Raw genomic sequence first — 19,035 nt, forward strand, 5'->3', positions numbered from 1 at the left:
GGTGCGTTGTCAGCCATGGCGCGGTCAGCCATGGCGCGCCGCGCGCTGCAGAGATTCGCTCTGCCACCGGCCGGCGACCAGGCGCCGCACCCGTGGCTGCCCGTCGCGCTGGAGCGCGACGACGACCGGGCGGCCCTGGCGGTCGGCCGCCACCGCCGCGGAGTGGAACACCGCGAGTCCGACCTTGGCCCACCCGTCGCCGGTGGCCGAGCCGTCGGTGGAGCGCACGCTCACCGTCCCGCGGTTGTTCCGGGTGGCCAGCAGCAACCGGCCGTCGGACGGGGCGAGGGCGGCCGCCACCGGACCGAACCCGCCGTCGCTGCCCAGCCGCCGCGGTTGGAGGTCCCAGTCGCCGGGGGCGCGCTGCACGTACGCCAGCACGTCGGTGCTCTCGCCCTCACGGACCAGCAGCACCAGCCGGCCGTCGGCCAGGGCTCGTACGGTCGGCGGCGCCGCGGGGGCGGGCATCTTGAGCGGCTGCCGCAGCCACGGCCCGTCGGCGCGCTGCTGATACCAGCGCAGGACGCCGGTGTGCGTCGAGGCGTACACCTCGATCAGGCCGTTGGCCGCCGTGACCGCCGACAGGCCGTCCTGGGTGTCGAACCCACCGAGATCCGCCCAGGGCAGCCACCGGCCGCCGGCGTCCTGAATCCGGGCGTTGAGGCCGGTGCCGCCGTTGCGGACGAACACCGCCAGCCGGCCGTCGGCGTAGCGGCCGACCGCCGGCATGCCGATCCGGCGCCGGCGGGAAGGGTCACGCTCGCCGTCGTGCGGGTTGCCGAGCGCCGTCCACGCGCCGAAGGGTGCGCCCGGGCCGGGCTGCGCGAACGTGCCCAGCTCCCGGACCTGCTGATGCGGATCGCCGGACGGCGCCATCCGGATCCCGAAGACCTGCAGCCCGCCGGCCGCGTTGTTCTCGACGGTGAGGTACGGCAGCAGGCCGTCCCCGCCCACCACCGCACCGGAGCGCCATCCGGAGCTCTCCTCGGCCCAGTGCACGACCCGTCCGCCCTGGACCGCGAACACGTTCAGGGCGCCGTCCTTGGCGGGGTGAGCCCAGGTCACGCTGGTGCCGTAGCGGTGGGTGGTGCTCCAGCCGTACCCGCGGGAGGCCGCACGGTTCCCGAGCTTGAGGTCGCCGCAGCCGACCGGGTCGGTGCAGGGCCGGCCGTCGCCGCCCCCGTACGTGGCGAGCAGGTCGAGCTTCTCGGTGTACGCGTCCTTGCGCAGGTTCTGCGGCCAGCGCTGGTTGTAGTAGCCCCGGTAGCTGTCCGCGACGCCGGCGTTGCCGCGCCGCCAGTACTCCTGCATCGCCGTCCAGCTGAACAACGCGGCCGCGGTGTGGTCGTCGTTGTCCGAGAAGGCGCCGGAGTCGGAGTTCTTGGGGTGGGCCGCGTCGTGTACCTGGAAGTCCGGGTCCGGGTCCATCAACCGGATGCAGTCGGGCCGGAACTCGGTGATCAGCTCGACGAGCGTGTCCACCAGCGTCTGTCGCGTGTGGAGGAACCCGCCGGTCATCGGGCTGCCGGTCGGCTGCATGGTGGGTTGCTGCGGCTCCTTGCCCGTCCACAGCACCCGCAGGTTGCCCTTGCCGAAGTCGGGATCCTTGGCACCCTCGTCCCAGAGATTCAGGAACATGAGTTGGACGTGCGGTGCCGCAATCAGCGTCGCCACCTCGACGGGCGCGCCGGTGCGTGCCGTGCGGGCTTCGCGCCGCCACGGGCTGGCCGCGTCACCGACGGCCATCCGCGCCCAGGCGGCTCGCAGGCCGTTCTGCCGCGCGGCGGCGTAGTCCTTGAACCGGACCGGCTGGTCCTTGATCCGCGCGTCGCCGCTGGGGAAGTTGCGGCCGTCCGCCTCCCCGGCGGTCAGGCAGATGCCCAGGAAATGGGTCCCGGCGGAGACGTCCTGGTGCACGTCCGGGTTGAAGAAGTAGAGGTCGTCGTCCGGATGCGCGGTGATGTGCAGGTGCCGCGCGGCGTTGTCCGGTCCGGCCGAGGACTTGCGGCTGAAGAACTGGGTGATGCCCAGCGCCGCACCGCCCAGCCCGGCAGCCGTCAACGCACTCGCGGTGAAGATCCGTCGTCTGGTCACCATTCAAGCCGCCATCCACGGCTGTCAGCAGCCGTGCAGCCTCCGCTAGCCACAGGACCAGATCCCCTTTCCCCGTTTCTTCCGCACGGCTGGTCCTGGGGACATAGCCGAGCTGTCGCCCACCAAGGCGGGCGACAGCGGCAGAAGTGCGCCGAAGGTTAACAGCGAAAGGAGGACCGGGCAAATAGTGATCACCATGATCGGGCAGCCCATGACAGACCTTCAGTTGGTTGATCAATTGGGGCAATCAGGGCGGTCAGCAGGCTTTCCGTACCGGATGCCTTGATCGCCTTTCGATCCCCCGGCGGTACGGTGCAGGCGTGAAGGTGCTCATTTCGGGCGCCAGCGTCGCCGGGCCGACGCTGGCGTACTGGCTGCACCGGTTCGGTTTCGAGCCGACCGTGGTGGAGCGCACGCCGCAGCTGCGCCGGGGCCTGGGCGGGCATGCCGTGGACCTGTTCGGCCCCGCGGTCGACGTGGTCGACCGGATGGGACTGCTGCCCGCGGTCATCGACGCACGGACGCGGACCGAGCAGATCTCGTTCGTGCGGCCCGGCCGCAGGCCCATCGACGTGGACATGCGCGGCCTGGTGGGCGCGATCGCCGACCGGCACGTGGAAGTCATGCGGGGTGAGCTGGCCTCGATCCTCTACGACGCGACCCGCCACGACGTCGAGTACGTCTTCGGCGACTCCATCGCGGCCATCGACAGCACCGCCGACGGCGTCCGGGTCAGCTTCGAACGCGGACCCGACCGTGCCTTCGACCTGGTGGTGGGCGCCGACGGCCTGCACTCCAACGTACGGCGGCTGACCTTCGGCGACGCCGGGCAGTTCCGCCGCTACATCGGCGGCTACCTCGCGGTGTACACCGTGCCGAACCACCTGCGGCTCGCCGACCGGATGCTGACCTACCTGGCGCCCGGGAAACTGGCGGGCATCTACCCCGTCTGGCAGACCGGGGCGGCGCGCGCCACCTTCCTGTTCCGGCGCGCCGAGGAGTTCCGCTACGACCACCGCGACCTCGACCGGCAGCGAACGCTGCTCCGGCAGACGTACACGGGCGACGGGTGGGAGGTGCCGCGCCTGCTGGCCGAGCTGGACGCGGCGGACGACTTCTACCTCGACTCGATCAGCCAGGTGGTCATGGACACGTGGTCGCGCGGGCGGGTCACCCTGGTCGGCGACGCGGGCTACTCCCCCGGGCCGGCGGTCGGCGGCGGCACCAGCACCGCGGTGGTCGGCGCGTACGTGCTGGCGGGCGAGCTGCTGGCCGCGGGCGGTGGGTTTGCCGAAGCGTTCGCGGCGTACGAGCGGGAGATCGGCGAGCTGGTGCGGCGCGGGCACGCGATGGGGCCCGCCATGATGAAGACGCTGATCCCGCGGACCGCGCAGCAGGCGTGGCTGACGCCGCGGGCGGCGTGGCTGCTGCCCAGGCTGCCCGCGCCCGTGCAGCGGCGGCTGCTCTCACTGCAGGGCGGCCCGGTCCGCGCGCTGACCGCGGTGCGGCTCAAACGGTACGGCTGAGCCCGTCAGCGCCTGATCCGCGCGGTACCGGTCAGCGTCCGGCCGGTCAGCGCCTGATCCGCGTGGTGCCGGTCAGCGCCCGGGCGGGGCGATGCTCGGAATGCGCGGGCTCACCGGCGGCAGATGCTTCGGGGCGTTCCGCGCGGGCTGCGGCCGGACGGTGAACCCGCCGGTGCTCGGCACGGGATGGGTGGCGGCGGCCTGCGCGGCGGGCGGCACCCCGGTGAAGGGCTGGATGTCGCCGGTGCACACCGTCCCGGCCGGGGGCAGCTCCTGCCGCAGCAGGTACGCGTCCACCGCGTCGGTCACACACGCCGACGTGCCGTACGCGGTGTGCCCCCAGCTGTCGCTGGACAACAGGCGACTGCCCGGCAGCAGCCGGCTCGCGCCGACCGCCTCCAGATAGTTGGTCGCCGGGTCGTAGTAGTCGCCGACGAACAGCACCGGGGCGGCGGTCCGCCGGTCGAACGGGCCGGTGTAGGCGTCCTCGTCACGCACCGTCCAGGTGTCGCGCGCGCACCCCACGGTGCTCCACGCCCAAGCCCGCCCGAAATAGGGCGCGCGCCGGTCGGAGGCCGCGGTCCGCGCGGGCCAGGACGCCGCGTCCCGGGGGTTCCGGGTGTCCGTGCAGGTGACCCCGAGGAACGCGTCGAGGCTGTTGTCGTACGGGAAGTCGCGGCCCGTTATCCGGTCCCGCAGCCGGTGCAGCTGCCGGGTCAGCGCGTGCCGGGCCCGGCCGCGCGCTGCCGCGTCCGTGCCGGCCGGTGGCTCGGTGAGCACCAGCAGGTCCCGCGCCGCGGTGACGATGTTGTCGTAGCCACCCGGGTCGTACAGATTCGCCAGGGTGAAGGCGACGAAGTCGGCGTAGGTCACCGTCGTGGGCCCGAACACGGGATCGTCGTAGACCAGCGGCGCCGCGCGGAGGCGGCGGGCGATCAGGGCGAAGTTGGCCACCGGGTCGCCGACCGCGAACACGCACGCCGTGCCGCCCGCCCGGTCGCAGCGCACCAGGATCTCGTGCAGCGCCTTGTACGCCCCGTCGGCCGAGCGCAGCCGGTCGTCCAGGATCATGTCCCGGGTGGCGGCCGTGCCGGTCCACGAGATCGGGTTGATCACCCCGTCGAGCGCCAGCGCGCGGACCCGGTCGGGAAACATGTTGGCGTAGTACTGCCCGAGCGCGGTGCCGTAGCTGAAGCCCAGATACGTGAGCTTCTGATCACCGACCGCACGCCGCAGCACGTCCATGTCGCGCGCGGCCTCCGCGGTCGACATCGCGTCACTGAGCGGGCGGCCCGTGCTGGAACACGCCCGGCCGTACTGTTCGGCGGCGGCGACATACGCCGTCACCTCCGGACGGGTGAACGGGAACGGGACGTTGAGGCCCGACAGCACCGCGTCCTGCTCCCGCGCGGACCGGAAGCACTGCGCGTTGTCGCTGAAGCCGATGCCACGCGGGTCGAAGCCCACGATGTCGAAACGGTCGAGGACGCCGTCGCCCAGGAAGAACGGCGCGTAGTACGCGATCGCGGTGCCCTGGCCGCCGGGGCCGCCCGGGTTGACGAACAGCGTGCCGATCCGGTGCCGCTGGTCGCGCGCCTTGACCCGCAACACGGCCAGTTCGACCTGGGCGCCCGCGGGCTGGTCGTAGTCCAGGGGCAGGTGCACGGTCGCGCACTCGGCGTAGTCGAAGCAGTGGTACCAGCCCAGGCCGGGGGTGGGCACCCGGTCCACGCGGTGGGCCTCGACCGCGCTGGTGCGGTCCGGCCGGGCTCCGCCCGCTGCCGCCGCGGGCGACACCGGCGCGGCCAGCGCGACCGCGAGCACCGCCGCGACGACTCCGGAAGTCAGTCGCACGACCGAGCGGCGCGAGGGCATGCCGGACAGCAGGGCTCCGGGACGCAGGGACATGCGCGGACCTTTCTGCTCGCTATGTCGCGAACGTACCCGGTGGCGCCCGCGGCGGAGGGCATTCGCGGTATGCAGTCGCCCGCACGGTGAGGTGCGGGAATCCCGTCGCACCCGGCCGGGCTCACCCGGCCACGGGGTCACCGGGATCGGCCGATGTGTGTGCCAGCGCGGTCAGCGCGAGGATGTGCTGCGCCGGGCTGCCCGCAGCGGCGTACAGGCACAGGCGCCCGTCATGGTCGCGGCTGCGGTGCAGGGCGGCCTGCAACACCGCGACGCCCGCGCTGGACAGCAGCGTGACACCGGTCAGGTCGACGGTCAGTGGGCGGGTTCCGTGCCGGGTCATCCGCTGCAGGTCCGCGGCCAGTTGCCCGGCGGTCGCGGCGGTGACCGGGCCGTCGACCCGGACGCGCGGCCCCGCACCGTACGGCTCGTCCAGGATCAGCAGCAGGTCGGGATCGTGCGTCGGGCGGGGCACCGGGGCACCGGCGGAGACCTCGTCGAGGGTGAGCAGGCGGCCCGGCGTACTCAGGCAGTGCCGGATCTCGGCGGTCGTGCCGTGCGCGGACGGACGCAGCCGGACGGAGTCGACGAGCTGGTCGGCCAGCATCAGGCCGAGACCGCCGGTACGTCCGCTCGTCGCGGGCGGCCGTTCCTGCCAGTGCCCCTCGTCGGACACCTCGATCCGGACCGCGCCGTCCGTCTCCAGCTCCGCGATCAGGCTGATCTCGCCCGCCGCCCGACCGGCGTACGCGTGCTCGACGCCGTTGGTGACCAGCTCGGCCACGACGTGACGCACCGCGGAGACATCGTGCTCACCCGCGCCGAGCTCCGCCAGCCACTGCCCGACGGCCCGGTACGCCGACCCGATCACCCCGCGCCGCGCGGGCACCTGCAGCCGCAGCGGCGCCGGTGACGGGACCCGCTGCACCGCGAGCATCGTGACGTCGTCCGCGTGCGGGGCCTGCCGTACCAGCAGTTCCAGGGTCTGGGTGCAGACCCGCTGCACCGCCGACAGGCCGGAGCCACGCAGCACCCGGTCGGCGGCGGCGTCCGCGGCGACCTGGGCCGTCTCGACGAGGCTGCCGCCGTGATCGCGGCCGGGGCGTTCGATCAGCCCGTCGGTGAGCAGCACCAGCAGGTCGCCCTCGGCCAGCCGGGCGGTGCCGACCGGGAACGTCGCGTCACCGCCGAGCGGAGCCGCACCGGTCGACGGCAGGTACCGGCCCGGGCCGTCCCCGGAGATCAGCAGCGGCGGCGGATGCCCGGCGGTGCAGTACGTCACCGCCCCGTCGCCGGGATCCAGCACGGCCACGCACACGGTCGCCGCCCGCGCCCCCGGCGTCCGGCGTGCCAGCCGGTCCGCCGCCGCCAGCGCCCCGGCGATGTCCCCGTCCCCCAGCAACCGGTCCTGTAGGACGGCGCGCAGCTGCCCCATCACCGCCGAGGCCGCGACGCCGTGGCCCACCACGTCTCCCACGGTCAGTGCCACCCGCCCGCCGGGCAGCGTGACGGCGTCGAACCAGTCTCCGCCGGCCGCGGTGTCCGCCTCCGCGGGCAGGTAGGTGGCGGCCAGCCGGGCGCGGGGCAGCACGGGCAGCCCGGCCGGCAGCAGTTCCCGTTGCAGCGCGACGATGGTGTCGCGGGCCGCGGCGTACCGGCGCTCGGCGACCTCGGCGCGCTCCTGCGCGGCCTGCCGTTCCAGGACCCGCTGGGTCACGTCCTGGCTGACCAGCGTCGTGCCGACGATCTCGCCGTCCGGGCCGCGCCACGGGGTGACCGTGAAGTCGTAGTACCCGTCCGTGAGCACGCCCTCGACGTCCATCTGCACGTGCCACTCCCGGGCCACCTGCTGCTGCCCGGTCCGGTACACCCGGTCGTACATCTCGTAGACCTGCTGGCCCTGCATCTCCGGGAAGACCTCGGCGACGGTCCGGCCCACCTGCCCGCTGCGCCTGGTCAACGCCCGGAAAGCGGCGTTGGCGGCCACGATCCGGTGCTGTGGGCCCGCCATGCCGAGCAGCAGGACCGGCATCCCGTCGAAGACCGCCCGTACGGTGTCGGCGTCGCCGACCTCGCCCGCCCAGTCCCAGTCACGCATCGACATACCGGACATGAGCCTCCACCGATCCACCGGTCGCCCGTGCCCGGCGAACGCGGCACGCCGGCGGACGACCGCGCCGAGTGCGGGCCGCGGTACCCGCGTTCCTATCACGACACAGCGCCCGTGCGAACCGTCGCGAGCCCCGGGTAATCCCACGGCCTGACGGGCGGGACGGCAGGTCGCGGCTGAACCAGGTATTGATCATTGCTGCTACAACCGGTCGTGCATCGCCACCGCCGAAGGGAGTCCGCAGGTGCCGGACCAACGTGGTCGGACCCGGCCTGGGGCCGGGCCGGGAATGCCGGCGTCCGGTCGCCGGCTGACCTCCCGCAAGGTCGTCCTGACCGCCGCGTTCCTCGCCCTGGCCGCGGGCGGCACGGCCGCCTGCGACAGCCCGTCGGACCAGGAGTCGGCCGACACCACCGGCTACCAGGTGTACGACGATCTGTCCGACCCGGTCGGCGCCGACGGCGCGGGCACGAGCGGCTCCGACGTCTCCGGCTCGGTGGATGACGGCGAGGAGGCCACCGACGAGGTGTTCTACTGCGCCGACGAGGACGGGGAGGTCGTCGACGAGGAGTACTGCGATGACGACGACGGGTCCGGGACGTACTTCCTGTGGCACTCCGCCGGGTACGCCCGGGGCCTGCCGCCGGGCTCGTTGCTCGACGGCGGCGACAGCTTCCCGGCCGGGGACCGGGCGGCCCGCAGGTCGTTCGGGCTCCCGGGCACGGGCAAGGTCGGCAACGGCACGATCAAGACGAACGTCGTGGGCCGCAGCGGCTCCACGATCGGCGGATCCTCCGGGGGCTGATCCGGACAACGGGCCGGATTCCCGGCACGCAGCGGAAAAGGCCCCGGCCGCGCTCCGGGGATCCGTCGGAGCGCGGCCGGGCCGAGGTGCCTCACCAGCGGCGGGTCACCACGTGTTGCGCCGGACCAGCAGCGCCGCGGTGTTGGTGACCTGCTGCATCGTCACCGGGTGCGCCACCGAGCCGTCCGCGCCCGCGTTGACCCCGGTGGCCACGAACGTGGTGCCCAGCCAGGCGCCGGTATAGGCGCCGCTGGTGATCGAGCCGCTGGCGGTGTACCGGCCGGTGGCGTCCGGGCCGGTCAGCGAGAAGCTGCCATTGGACGGGTTGAGCCCGGAGGCCGCCGGCCAGTTGAGCGTGAAGTTGCCGCGCTGCGAGACCGCCGCGGTACTGGACGAACCGGACAGGAAGGCGGTCAGCAGGCCGGTGCCGGGCACCGCGCCGGAGTAGGTGCTGGCGCAGCCGGCCAGCGTCGCCGACAGGACACTGCTCTCGGGACGGACGGTGCTCGTGAGGCCCGGCTGGTAACTGACCGAACCGGCCGCCGAGGTGCAGCTCTCCACCGTGCTCCAGCCGCGCCCGGCGGCCGCGGCCGGGGACGCGGTGGCGGCGAACGCCGTGCCGGTGGCGGCGGCGGCGAGCGCGACGACCGTGGTGGTGGCGCGGATCAGGCGGCGGGTGCTGGCGGACTTCTGCGTGAACTGCATGACGTGTCTCCTCGGTGCTTCCGGGCCGCCCCGTGCGGCCTCGCACCACCAACTCTGGCGGAGACGGCACCGGCGAACGAGGGTGCGTGCCTGCCTCCCGGCGAGGTGGTGCAGGCACCACCCCGGTGTCGCCGCCGCGACACTAGGGCGCGTCCCCGGCCAGGTACGTCAGCACCGCCTGCACCCGCGGGTGCACGCCGTCCTCCTGGCCCAGCTGGAGCTTCGAGAAGATCGAATTAATGTGCTTCTCCACCGCCCGCTGCGTGATGACCAGGGCGCCCGCGATGGCCGCGTTGGTCAGGCCGTGCGCCATCTCGGCCAGGACCTCACGCTCGCGTGCGGACAGTTGGGCCAGCCCCACGTTGCCGCGACGGTCCCGGCCGCGGACCAGCGCCTCGACGACCTTCGGGTCGAAGACCGAACCACCGCCCGCGACCGTACGGACCGCCGCGACCAGCTCGGCCACGTCGGCGACCCGTTCCTTGAGCAGGTAACCGCGGCCGTCGGTGCCCTGGGCCAGCAGCGCGCGCACGTACCGGGCGTCGACGTACTGGCTGAGCAGCAGCACGCCCATGCCGGGATGCTCGGCCCGGCAGTGTTCCGCGGCCCGGATCCCCTCGTCCGTCCTGGTCGGAGGCATCCGGATGTCGGTGAGCACGACGTCGGGCCGGTGCCGGCCGATCGCCTCCACCAGTTCCGGCAGGTCCGCACAGGACGCGACGACCTCCAGATCGGGCTCACTGCGGATCAGGCCCGCGACCCCTTGGCGCAGCAGAGCGCTGTCCTCGGCCAGCACGACGCGGATGCTCATCGGCGCCACCCGGCACCGGCCGGGACGGCCCCTTCCGACGGCACCCGCAGCGGCAGGGCCGCGGTCACCACCGTGGCGGCGGGCGGCCCGTCGACGGCGAGGTCACCGCCGAACGCGTCCACCCGGTCCCGGACGATCTGCTCGGTGTCCGAGGTGGGGCGGCCGCAGGCGCGTACCCGTAGCCGCAGCCGGTCGTGCCCGCCTGTCCCCGCAGCCGTGGTCTGCTCGTCGAGGCTGAGCCGCACCTCGACCGGGCCGTGCCGGGCCAGGTCGTCCACCAGGCCCACCGCACAGAAGTACGCGGCGGCCCGGACCGCCGGAGCCAGCCCGGTGTCGTCGACGGCGCTGTCCAGAGTGACCGGTGCCGCCAGCACGTCGATGTGATGGTCCAGCGCATCGACCAGACCGCCGTCGGCCAGCGCGGGCGGGTAGAGACCGCTGGCGAGTTCACGCAGGGCCTCCAGCGCGGCCAGCGCCTCGGTACGCGCCCGCTCCAGCCGGTCCGGCGCGCCACGATCCGGCGGTGCCTCCCGGTCCGGCGCGCCACGATCCGGCGGTGCCTCGTCACCGGCGTCCGGGCCGGACCGGGCGAGGTGTGCCAGCGACTCGGCCACGATCGCGAGGTGCCCCTCGACCCGCTCGTGCACGTCGGCGGCGAAGCGGCGCCGCTGGACCGCCCGCGCCCCGATCAGCCGCTCGCGGGAGCGATGCACCTGCTCGGCCAGCTCGGTGGCCTGGCGCAGCCGGTCCCGCAGCTCGTAGGTCAGGCGCACGTTCGCCAGGGCCAGCCCGGCCGGTCCGGCGAGCCGGTCCAGCAGTTCCCGGTCCGCGGGGCTGAGCTGGTCCTCGGCCACCTCGACGCCGAGCTGGCCGACCGGGTTCGCGCCGCGCTGCAGCTCGAGGCTGAACCGGGTGTGCACGTCGTCGCGGCCGGGCGGCCAAGTCTGGCGCCACTCCCCACCGTCGGCCAGCCAGAGCCGGACCTCGGTGCCCGGGCTGTGCGCCACCCGCGACGCCGTCCGGGCGAGGTCGGGCAGGACCTCGTCGACCGCGAGGGTGTCGGAGATGCGCTGCACGAAGCGCGTCATGGCGGCGTGCGGGTCGCCGTCCGGCCCGTACGCGAGCCGGTCGGCGACGTGCTCGGCGCGGCGCCGCGCGGCGGGGGCCAGGGCGGCGACGAGCGCGGTGACCGCCAGCCACACCCCGATCCCGGGATCGCCGCCGCCGGCCATCGTGGCGGTCACCCGCACGGTGGCGTACGCCGTGGCGACGAACAACGCCATCGCCCCCAGCACGACCGCCCGGCGCAGCCGGTCCGGCGTCAGCACGCGTGCCGCATCCGTCATGTCGGTGCCCCGGTCAGTGCGTCGGTGGCCGGGACCCGGCAGGTCAGCGTGGTGCCGCCCGCGGGGGCGGAGGCGATCTGGGCGGTGCCGCCGAGCACGGCCAGCCGGTCGACCAGGTTCGACAGGCCGGAACCGGCGGCGACGCGGGCCGGGTCGAACCCCGTACCGTCGTCGGTCACCGAGAGCACCGCGTCGTCGCCGTCGCGCTCCACCCGTACGGTGATCTGGCCGGCATGCGCGTGCTTGGTCGCGTTCTGGACCGCCTCCAGGGCGCAGAAGTACAACGCCGTCTCGACCTCGGGCGGCAGCCGGACCGGAAGCTGGACCCCGACGGACACCCGCAGGCCCGAGGCGCCGGCCGAGGCGGTGGCCGCTTCGAGCGCCGCAGCCAGGCCCGCCACGGTCAGGACGTCGGGCGGGTTTCCGGTGCAGACCTGCGCGAGGGTGGTCCGGGTCGTGGCGAGCGCGCGCCGCAGCGGCGCGACCTGTTCGGCGGTGGGGACACCGGCGCGTTGCACCGTCCGCAGTTGGATGAGCAGCGCGACGAGTTCCTGCTGGGCGCCGTCGTGCAGGTCGCGTTCGAGGCGGCGGCGCTCGTCGTCGTGGGCGGCCACCACCTGGAGACGGGAACGGCGCAGGTCGGTCGTCCGCCGGGTGACCAGCTCCACCTGCCGGGCCAGATCCGCGGTGAGCCGGGCGTTGGCGACCAGCAGACCGGCGTGGCCGGCGAGGTCGCCGATCAGGCGCAGCTCCGCCCCCGGCAGGGTGACCCCGGCGGGCAGCCGCAGCGCCAGCACGGCCAACAGCTCCCCCTCGTGGGTGACGGGGAAGCACAGGTCGGCCCCGGTGATGGCGCGGTACTCGGCCATCGACGCGGCGCCGGTCGCCGCGCCGCCCGGCCGCTCCGGCCCGGCGCCGGGGTGGACGCCGGCCGGGGCGGCTGCCGCCAGCAGCAGCCGCCCGTCGGCGATCAGCCACAGGTACGCGGCGGAGCACCGGGTGCCGGTCACCACGACGTCGGTCAGCTCGGCCAGCTCGTCCGTGGAGCCCGCGTGCTCGAGCCGGTCCGCCAGTGTCCGCATCGCTTCGCGGGGGGTGAGCCGCTGGCCGAACACCAGCCGGTTGGCGAGCGCGCGCAGCCGTTCACGGACCGGTTCGGCCGCCACCGCGACCACGGCGAGGGCGACGATCGCGGCCCAGCCGCGCGGGGCGGCCAGCCAGGCGGTGCCGGCCAGCACCGCGAGGTAGACCACCCCGATGAACGCGGCCAGCAGGGTGTAGACGAGCGCGCGGGTGATCACGTGGTCGATGTCCCACAGCCGGTACCGCAGGATCGCGACGAACAGCATCACGGGTACGACCGCGAAGACGGCCGGGAAGGCGCGTTCGACGGCGTCCGCGAGCGCCGCGGCGTCGGTGCCGGGCACCAGGCGAGCCGCGGACCACAGCAGTGCGACCGCCAGCGCCGGGGCGAGCGCCAGGCACAGCAGCCGGGACTGTTGCCGCGACTGCGGCGTGGCGCGGCCGTAGCGCAGCCGGATGCCCTGGGCGGTCATGCCGAGCACGGGCACCAGGATGCCGAAGAACGCCACGAAGAACGGTGGATGGGCGACGAAGCTGCTGCGCCAGCAGACGTAGGTGATGACGGCGGTGCTGGCCACGACGGCGGCGGCGGTCGCCCGCCGCCCGGCGCCCAGCGGCAGCCGCCCGTCGGGGAACAGCAGCACCGCCCACACGTACGCGACCCCGGACACGACGTGGAACGCGAAGTGGAAGTCCGTGACGGCCGGGTCGGCCCCGATGACGTGGAACACCTCGTGGCTCGGGGCGTTGAAGGTCGCCGCGGTGCCGACGAACGCGACCGCCATCAGCCGCGGCGTCAGCTCGTGCGGGCGCCGGACGACGAGGAACACCCCGAGGGCCACGTTGAGCAGGCTGAACACGTAGTCCAGGGCGGCACCGGCGCCGTGTGGTGCCGCCGCGTACAGGGCACGCCGGGCCGTCTGAGCGAGCGGGCCGGTGGCGTCGCCGACGTCCTGCAGCCCGTGCCGCAGCGGTGGCACCGCAGCGCTGAGCGCGGGTATCAACCCGAGCGCCAGCCACAGCAGCGCGCCGCCGAGGTAGATCGCGAACGCGGCGAGGAACAGCCGCGTCCCCCAGGCCGTGGTGGTAGACCTCGCATACCGGGCCATACCGCCAGTCTGAACCGCCCGGCCCGGCACAGCGGGCCGGATCCCGCACGACGCGCCGCCCGGTGCCCGCGCTGTGACATGAGACAAACGTGCGCGAAGCAACCGACGGGCAACCCGGGGTCACCGGGTCAGCTACGCCGCGAGACCACCGTGAAGGGCGACCACGACAAGGCTCAGCACCCGTCGGAAGGATTTTGTGCGAATGCGCCCCGAGCAGACCGGAACCGTCCAGACCGTTTCGCACGCGAACCTGGGCCAGCAGGCCGGGTGCCCGACGGTCCGCGCTGAGGCCACCAGCGGGACGATCTATCCGTACGCGCTGCGGGTCGGCGACCACGACGCCGTCCGGGTGCCCATGACGGCCGCTGGCCTGCGCTCGCTGCGCGACGCCCTGACCACGCTGCTGGACGGCGCGGCACCGGCCGAGGCCGACGACTTCGTCACCGCGTGGGCGCAGGCCAACGGGGCCACCGTGCAGGGCGCCGCCGCCAGCGCCACCGCCGGTCAGTACACCGAGCCCGAGACTCGGATCATCGCGCTGCCGACCCGGCCGTTCCGGTTCCGACTCGCCGCCTGAGCACCGAACCGGCCGCGGGCCACGGCAGGACGAACACCGGCGGGCGCGTTCCGCGCCGAGCTACCGGCGCGGAAGGCGCCCGACCGGTCAGGTCACGCCGCCAGGACCCGGGCAGGTCACGCCGCCAGTACCCGGGCGGGGGCGCGGAGCAGTTCCGCGAAGGCGTCCGGTGCGACGGGCTTGGCGAACCAGTACCCCTGCCCGTACTTGCAGCCGAAGTCGCGGACCCGGCGGGCCTGCTCCGCGGTCTCGATGCCCTCGGCGACGGTCTCCAGGCCGAGCAGCTCCGCCAGGCGCAGCACGGCCTCGCACACCCCGTCGTCGGCGGCCACGAACGACCGGTCGATCTTGAGCTGGTCGACCCGGAACCGCTGGAGGTGGGTGATGGACGAGTAGCCCGTACCGAAGTCGTCGAGGGCCACCCCGAAGCCGAGCGCGCGCAGCCGCTCCACCTGGGTGGCCACCAGCTCTCCGTCGTGCACCAGCGCCGACTCGGTGATCTCCAGCATCAGCGCGGCCGGTGGCAGCCCCGCGTCCCCGACCACGGCGCAGATCTCCTCGACGATCCCCCGGTGCTGAAGCTGGTGCGCGGACAGGTTGACGCTGATCACGAAGTCGCCGCTGGGCCGGTCCGCCAGCCACCGGGCCGCCTGCGCGCAGGCCAGCTCCAGCACCCGGCGGCCCAGCGGCAGGATCAGCCCGCTGGACTCGGCGACCGGCAGGAACGCCGCCGGGGACAGCATCCCCTGGCTCGGGTGGGTCCACCGGACCAGCGCCTCCGCCCCGACGATGGCGCCGCTGGTGAGGCAGACGATGGGCTGGTACGCGAGATGGATCTCGTCGGTCTCCAGCGCCCGGCGCAGGTCGACCTCCAGCCCGACCCGGCTGCGTACCCGGGCCTGCATCGACTCGTCGAAGACGACGAACTGGCCCTTGCCCCGGCTCTTGGCCGCGTACATCGCGACGTCGGCCTGGCGCAGCAGCTCGGTGGCGTCGCGGTCCGGCCCGGCGACCGAGATCCCGACGCTGCCGCGGGTGAGCACCTGGGTGCCGCCGGTGTCGACCGGCTCGGAGAGCGCTTCGATGATCCGCTGGGCGACCGAGATCGCCGTTTCCGCGCCGCCGTTGTCGATGAGGATGGCGAACTCGTCGCCGCCGAGACGGGCCGCGGTGTCGTGGTCGCGTACCGCGCCGCGCAGCCGCCGGGCCACCTCGATCAACAGCGCGTCGCCCGCGGCGTGGCCGAGGCTGTCGTTGATGCGCTTGAAGTCGTCCAGGTCGACGAACATGACGGCGGGTTCGCCGACGCGCAGGCACGCCTGCACCCGTTCGATGAACAGCCCGCGGTTGGGCAGGCCGGTGAGCGCGTCGTGCTCCGCCTGATGCCGGATGGTCGCGGCGTTCTCGTTGGCCAGCTGCAGCGCCGCGCGTTCCTGCCGCAGCAGTTCCGCGGCGGAGGCGACGGCGGCGCGGTGGGCCCGGTCGAACCGGCGCAGCAGCGCGCCGATCATCGCGGCGGTGAGGATCATCGCCACGACCAGGACGTAGTTGGCGGTGGCGGACGCCTTGCCGGCCTTGGCGGCGGCGGACTCCGCCAGTCTGGCGATCCGGTCGCTGAGGGTCCGCAGCGCCGGACCGGTCTTGCTGCGTTCGACCTCGACGGCCTCGTTGGTGTTGTCCACGATCAGCAGGTCCTGCTGCTCGTCGAGCACGGCGTGGTAGTCGCTGATCTGACTGACCAGCTCACGGGTGGTGGCGGGCATGGTGGCCGCGAGCCGGGCCAGGATCTGGGTCTCCCGGCCGCGGATGGCGCCGGTGTCCCGGGCCACCCGGGCGCGGATGCTGGGGTCGGCCAGCGTCTTCCACTGCAACGAGCCTTCCTCGTTGAGCAGCAGGACCAGGCTCTGCAACCGGGCCGAGGTCTGGTTCTCCGCGACGCCCCGCCGGTGCAGGACGACGTTGCTGTAGGTGACCAGAGCGAGCACGACCACCACGGCCGCGAGGATGTTCGCCCAGCCCTTGTGCCGCCAGCGGCGCCGGAGGGCGCTGATCATGACGCTTGCTGGATGGCGTTGCGGACGTCGTCGTCCGCGGTGCGCAGCAGCGCGCGCAGGCGCTCTGCGGGCAGCGGAGCCCCGGTCAGCGTGATGCTCTCCCAGAGCGTGCTGAAGTCCTTGGTCAGCGCGGCCTCGATGTCCACCCACGCGGCGACCGCGGGGTACTGCCGGCCGTCGCGATCGGCGTCGACGAACCCCCGGTAGGCCGGGTCGGCGTCGAGCCGGGTGCTGCGCATGACCTCCGTACGGGCGGGCCAGATGCCCAGCTTGCGCACCACGTACCGTTCCTGGCTGGCGGCGCCGGTGAGGAACCGTACCCATTCCAGGGCCGCGCCCCGGTGCGCCGAATTCTTGAAGATGGCCAGGTCACTGCCGCCCAGGAAGGTGAACCGGCCCCGGGGACCCGCCGGCATCGGCGCGGTCGACCAGCCGGCCCGCAGGCCCGGCCGGTGCGCGTCGGCGCGGAAGGTGGCCACGGAGTCGGGCCCGTGGAACAGGACGGCGGTCTGCCCGTCGGCGAACGCGGCGACGGCGGCGTCCGAGTTCTTCTCCAGCAGGTCCCGCTTGTTGTACCGGCCCATCAGGCGCTGGTAGTAGTCGATGCCCGCGACCGATTCCGGGGTGGAGAGCATCGGCGTCCGGCCGTCGGCGGACAGCAGGTCGCCACCCGCACCCCAGATGAACGGGGCCACGTTGTGCACCACGTTCCAGTCGTTCTTGCCGGGCTGGCCGAGCGGCGTGATCCTGCCCTCGCGCTTGATCGCCGCGAGGGTCTGCTCCAGCGCGTCCCAGGTGGCGAACGCCTTCGCCGGGTCGAGGCCGAGGCGGCGCACCACGTCGGTGCGGTAGAACAGCGCCCGGACGTCGACGAACCACGGCACCGCGGTCACCGCGTCGCTGCCGAGCAGCTTCGTCGCCGTCCAGCTGGCCGGCACGAACGCCGGGCGCCCGCCGAGCGAGGTCAGCTCCCCCTCCGAGTACGGGGCCAGAGCGCCGGTCCGCGACAGCCCGCCCACCCAGGTGGTGCCGAGCTGCGTGACGTCGGGCGCGTCTCCCCCGGCCGCGGCGGCGCTGATCCGGTTCAGCGCGGCGGCCCAGTCGAGCATGGTCACCTGCACCGTGATGTTGGGGTGCTGGCGGTGGAACTCGTCCGCCTCGGCCTGCATGGCCTTGTGCGCGTCGATGCCGTTCGGCATGAACCAGAACTTGATCGTCACGGGGGGCGCGGACGCGGCGTACCCGGTGGGAGCGGCGGCGGTCTCCGCCTTGCGCCCGCAGGCGGCGGTGGCCAGCAGCAGCGGCACGACCAGCAACGCGATCGGCCTCAGGTATCGATTCACGCTTCTGGTCATCATCACCCTCACCGACGAATCCGGACCGCACGACCCGCGCCTCATCAATCGGCTGGGGGGTCCCGGCCTTTAGTCAGCCGGAGATGACCCGGTGTGGGGGCAGGGTGCCCGCCCGCCAATCGGTAGGGTTACCCGCCATGGTGATCAACCTGGGGTGGCGGCGAGCTCCGCAAGCACCCGCGCCGGCGGCCGCCACGGGGCGTCCCGCGTCCGGCGGCGGCCGCCTGCTCGCGCTCGACGGGCTCCGGCTGCTCGCCGCGCTGTTCGTGGCGTTCTTCCACTACACGGGCCGCGAGCCCAGCGTCCAGGACGCCTGGGAGGCGAGCTCGGCGACGGCCTTTCCCGGCCTGCGCGAGGCGAGCGCCTACGGCTGGATGGGCGTCGAGCTGTTCTTCCTGATCAGCGGCTTCGTCATCTGCATGAGCTGCTGGGGCCGCACGCCGGGGGACTTCTTCCGGTCCCGGATCGTCCGGCTTTTCCCGGCGTACTGGGTGGGGATCCTGATCACCACCGCGGTGCTGGTCGTCTGGCCGACCGTGGTGCACCCCCGCTCGCCGTCCGAGGTCCTGCTCAACCTGACCATGTTGCAGCGGCCGCTGCACGTGACGCAGGTCGAAGGGGTGTACTGGAGCCTCTGGGCCGAGGCCCGGTTCTACCTGCTCTTCGCGTTCCTGGTGTGGCGCGGCCTGACGCTGCGCCGCACGGTGATCTTCGGCTACGCCTGGCTGATCGCCTCCGTGCTCGCCACCCGTGCCGACGAGCACCTGGTCGGCGTGGTGCTCATGCCGGAGTACGCGCCGCTGTTCGTGGCCGGGATCGCCTTCTACCTGATCCACCGCTTCGGGTCGGACATCCTGCTCTGGGGGCTGGTGGCCTTCTCGTACCTGCTGGCGCAGCACAACATGATGACGCGGGTGATCGGGGTCAGCGCGGACGACGTACACCGGCCTCTGTCGTCGAAGGTCGCGGTCGGGCTGCTCACGCTGTTCTTCGTGGTGATGGCCGCGGTCGCGCTCGGCTGGACGTCGTGGATCCGGGGACGGTGGCTGACCACGGCCGGACTACTCACCTACCCGTTCTATCTGCTGCACGAGAACATCGGGTGGACGATCATCCACGCGATGCGCGACGTGCGCCCGCGCTATCTGACGCTGGCCTTCGTGCTCGCGGTGATGCTGCTGGCGTCCTGGCTCGTGCACCGCTTCCTCGAACGTCCGCTGGCCGCCGTCCTGCGCGGTCGCCTGAAGGCCGCCTTCGACGGCTTCGGCCGCCCCGACCGCCGGTACGGCAGCAGCCCGTCCGCCGCGCAGAGCCCGGTCTCGCCCGGCCCGGCGGGTGACGCGGCGCCGGCGCCGGCAGACCTCACCTCGACGCTGCCGAGCCCCCGGCGGCGGCCCGGACCCCGCCCGAAAGCGGACGTCGTGGAGTAGTAGCCGATCGTGGCGGGCGCCACATCGGCACCGCCCGGTCCCGCACTCGGCGGTCGAAGCAGGCCGAAACGTGGACGTCCTGGATTAGGTAGTTAGGCAAGCCTCAGCTTAGGGTCGGCGGC

Annotated in this window: 13 protein-coding genes; 4 read left to right on the forward strand and 9 right to left on the reverse strand. The window is 73.5% G+C overall.

Translation table 11 applies throughout. From position 1 onward, the window contains the following. Positions 1 to 24 precede the first annotated feature (24 nt). Positions 25 to 2,097: a PIG-L family deacetylase gene (locus ACMCNO_RS18850; RefSeq protein ID WP_412750756.1), complete on the reverse strand. Its 2,073-nt coding sequence runs from the start codon at positions 2,095 to 2,097 to the stop codon at positions 25 to 27. Between the two features lie 317 nt (positions 2,098 to 2,414). On the opposite strand from ACMCNO_RS18850, the gene ACMCNO_RS18855 reads away from it, so the two are divergent. After that, on the forward strand, positions 2,415 to 3,620 hold the full coding sequence (locus tag ACMCNO_RS18855) for an FAD-dependent monooxygenase (RefSeq protein ID WP_412750757.1): 1,206 nt from the start codon (positions 2,415 to 2,417) through the stop codon (positions 3,618 to 3,620). Between the two features lie 72 nt (positions 3,621 to 3,692). Here the strand turns inward: ACMCNO_RS18855 and ACMCNO_RS18860 are convergent, their stop codons facing one another. Further along, positions 3,693 to 5,528: an alpha/beta hydrolase gene (locus ACMCNO_RS18860; protein ID WP_412750758.1), complete on the reverse strand. Its 1,836-nt coding sequence runs from the start codon at positions 5,526 to 5,528 to the stop codon at positions 3,693 to 3,695. 121 nt (positions 5,529 to 5,649) lie between these two features. Continuing rightward, entirely contained in the window at positions 5,650 to 7,626 is a 1,977-nt protein-coding gene (locus tag ACMCNO_RS18865; protein ID WP_412750759.1) for a SpoIIE family protein phosphatase, read from the reverse strand. A gap of 256 nt (positions 7,627 to 7,882) precedes the next feature. On the opposite strand from ACMCNO_RS18865, the gene ACMCNO_RS18870 reads away from it, so the two are divergent. Then, positions 7,883 to 8,443: a hypothetical protein gene (locus ACMCNO_RS18870; RefSeq protein ID WP_412750760.1), complete on the forward strand. Its 561-nt coding sequence runs from the start codon at positions 7,883 to 7,885 to the stop codon at positions 8,441 to 8,443. A 105-nt stretch (positions 8,444 to 8,548) separates the two neighbouring features. Here the strand turns inward: ACMCNO_RS18870 and ACMCNO_RS18875 are convergent, their stop codons facing one another. The 4 genes from ACMCNO_RS18875 to ACMCNO_RS18890 all read right to left on the reverse strand — a co-directional run bounded on the left by ACMCNO_RS18875 (position 8,549) and on the right by ACMCNO_RS18890 (position 13,497). Next, positions 8,549 to 9,148, reverse strand: coding sequence for a hypothetical protein (locus ACMCNO_RS18875; RefSeq protein WP_412750761.1), 600 nt, complete (start codon positions 9,146 to 9,148; stop codon positions 8,549 to 8,551). A 142-nt stretch (positions 9,149 to 9,290) separates the two neighbouring features. Further along, a complete protein-coding gene (locus ACMCNO_RS18880; protein WP_412750762.1) occupies positions 9,291 to 9,959 on the reverse strand; it encodes a response regulator transcription factor in 669 nt (222 codons plus the stop codon). Beyond that, on the reverse strand, positions 9,956 to 11,287 hold the full coding sequence (locus ACMCNO_RS18885; protein WP_412750763.1) for a sensor histidine kinase: 1,332 nt from the start codon (positions 11,285 to 11,287) through the stop codon (positions 9,956 to 9,958). Before ACMCNO_RS18885 ends, ACMCNO_RS18880 begins: the two co-directional genes overlap by 4 nt. A 14-nt stretch (positions 11,288 to 11,301) precedes the next feature. After that, complete coding sequence (locus ACMCNO_RS18890; protein ID WP_412750764.1) at positions 11,302 to 13,497, reverse strand: sensor histidine kinase; 2,196 nt, start codon at positions 13,495 to 13,497, stop codon at positions 11,302 to 11,304. Between the two features lie 202 nt (positions 13,498 to 13,699). Here ACMCNO_RS18890 and ACMCNO_RS18895 point away from each other — a divergent pair, with 202 nt between their 5' ends. After that, complete coding sequence (locus tag ACMCNO_RS18895; RefSeq protein ID WP_412750765.1) at positions 13,700 to 14,074, forward strand: hypothetical protein; 375 nt, start codon at positions 13,700 to 13,702, stop codon at positions 14,072 to 14,074. Positions 14,075 to 14,190: 116 nt separating this feature from the next. Here the strand turns inward: ACMCNO_RS18895 and ACMCNO_RS18900 are convergent, their stop codons facing one another. Beyond that, on the reverse strand, positions 14,191 to 16,128 hold the full coding sequence (locus ACMCNO_RS18900; protein ID WP_412750766.1) for a putative bifunctional diguanylate cyclase/phosphodiesterase: 1,938 nt from the start codon (positions 16,126 to 16,128) through the stop codon (positions 14,191 to 14,193). Continuing rightward, a complete protein-coding gene (locus ACMCNO_RS18905; protein WP_412750767.1) occupies positions 16,125 to 17,471 on the reverse strand; it encodes an extracellular solute-binding protein in 1,347 nt (448 codons plus the stop codon). The genes ACMCNO_RS18900 and ACMCNO_RS18905 overlap by 4 nt, the downstream gene beginning before the upstream one ends. Positions 17,472 to 17,620: 149 nt before the next feature. Here ACMCNO_RS18905 and ACMCNO_RS18910 point away from each other — a divergent pair, with 149 nt between their 5' ends. Beyond that, the gene (locus tag ACMCNO_RS18910) at positions 17,621 to 18,913 is read left to right on the forward strand and encodes an acyltransferase family protein (protein ID WP_412750768.1); all 1,293 of its coding nucleotides are present in this window, start codon (positions 17,621 to 17,623) and stop codon (positions 18,911 to 18,913) included. The last annotated feature ends 122 nt before the right edge of the window (positions 18,914 to 19,035 follow it).

This window comes from Krasilnikovia sp. M28-CT-15 (genome assembly GCF_047159595.1).
GTDB lineage: Bacteria > Actinomycetota > Actinomycetes > Mycobacteriales > Micromonosporaceae > Actinoplanes.

What these genes read in the sequence shown, in the direction of transcription:
- ACMCNO_RS18865 (WP_412750759.1), bottom strand. Translation starts at nt 7,626, where the DNA reads ATGCGTGACTGGGACTGGGCGGGCGAGGTCGGCGACGCCGACACCGTA.
- ACMCNO_RS18910 (WP_412750768.1), top strand. Translation starts at nt 17,621, where the DNA reads ATGGTGATCAACCTGGGGTGGCGGCGAGCTCCGCAAGCACCCGCGCCG.
- ACMCNO_RS18900 (WP_412750766.1), bottom strand. Translation starts at nt 16,128, where the DNA reads ATGATCAGCGCCCTCCGGCGCCGCTGGCGGCACAAGGGCTGGGCGAAC.
- ACMCNO_RS18895 (WP_412750765.1), top strand. Translation starts at nt 13,700, where the DNA reads ATGCGCCCCGAGCAGACCGGAACCGTCCAGACCGTTTCGCACGCGAAC.
- ACMCNO_RS18880 (WP_412750762.1), bottom strand. Translation starts at nt 9,959, where the DNA reads ATGAGCATCCGCGTCGTGCTGGCCGAGGACAGCGCTCTGCTGCGCCAA.
- ACMCNO_RS18890 (WP_412750764.1), bottom strand. Translation starts at nt 13,497, where the DNA reads ATGGCCCGGTATGCGAGGTCTACCACCACGGCCTGGGGGACGCGGCTG.
- ACMCNO_RS18875 (WP_412750761.1), bottom strand. Translation starts at nt 9,148, where the DNA reads ATGCAGTTCACGCAGAAGTCCGCCAGCACCCGCCGCCTGATCCGCGCC.
- ACMCNO_RS18860 (WP_412750758.1), bottom strand. Translation starts at nt 5,528, where the DNA reads ATGTCCCTGCGTCCCGGAGCCCTGCTGTCCGGCATGCCCTCGCGCCGC.
- ACMCNO_RS18850 (WP_412750756.1), bottom strand. Translation starts at nt 2,097, where the DNA reads ATGGTGACCAGACGACGGATCTTCACCGCGAGTGCGTTGACGGCTGCC.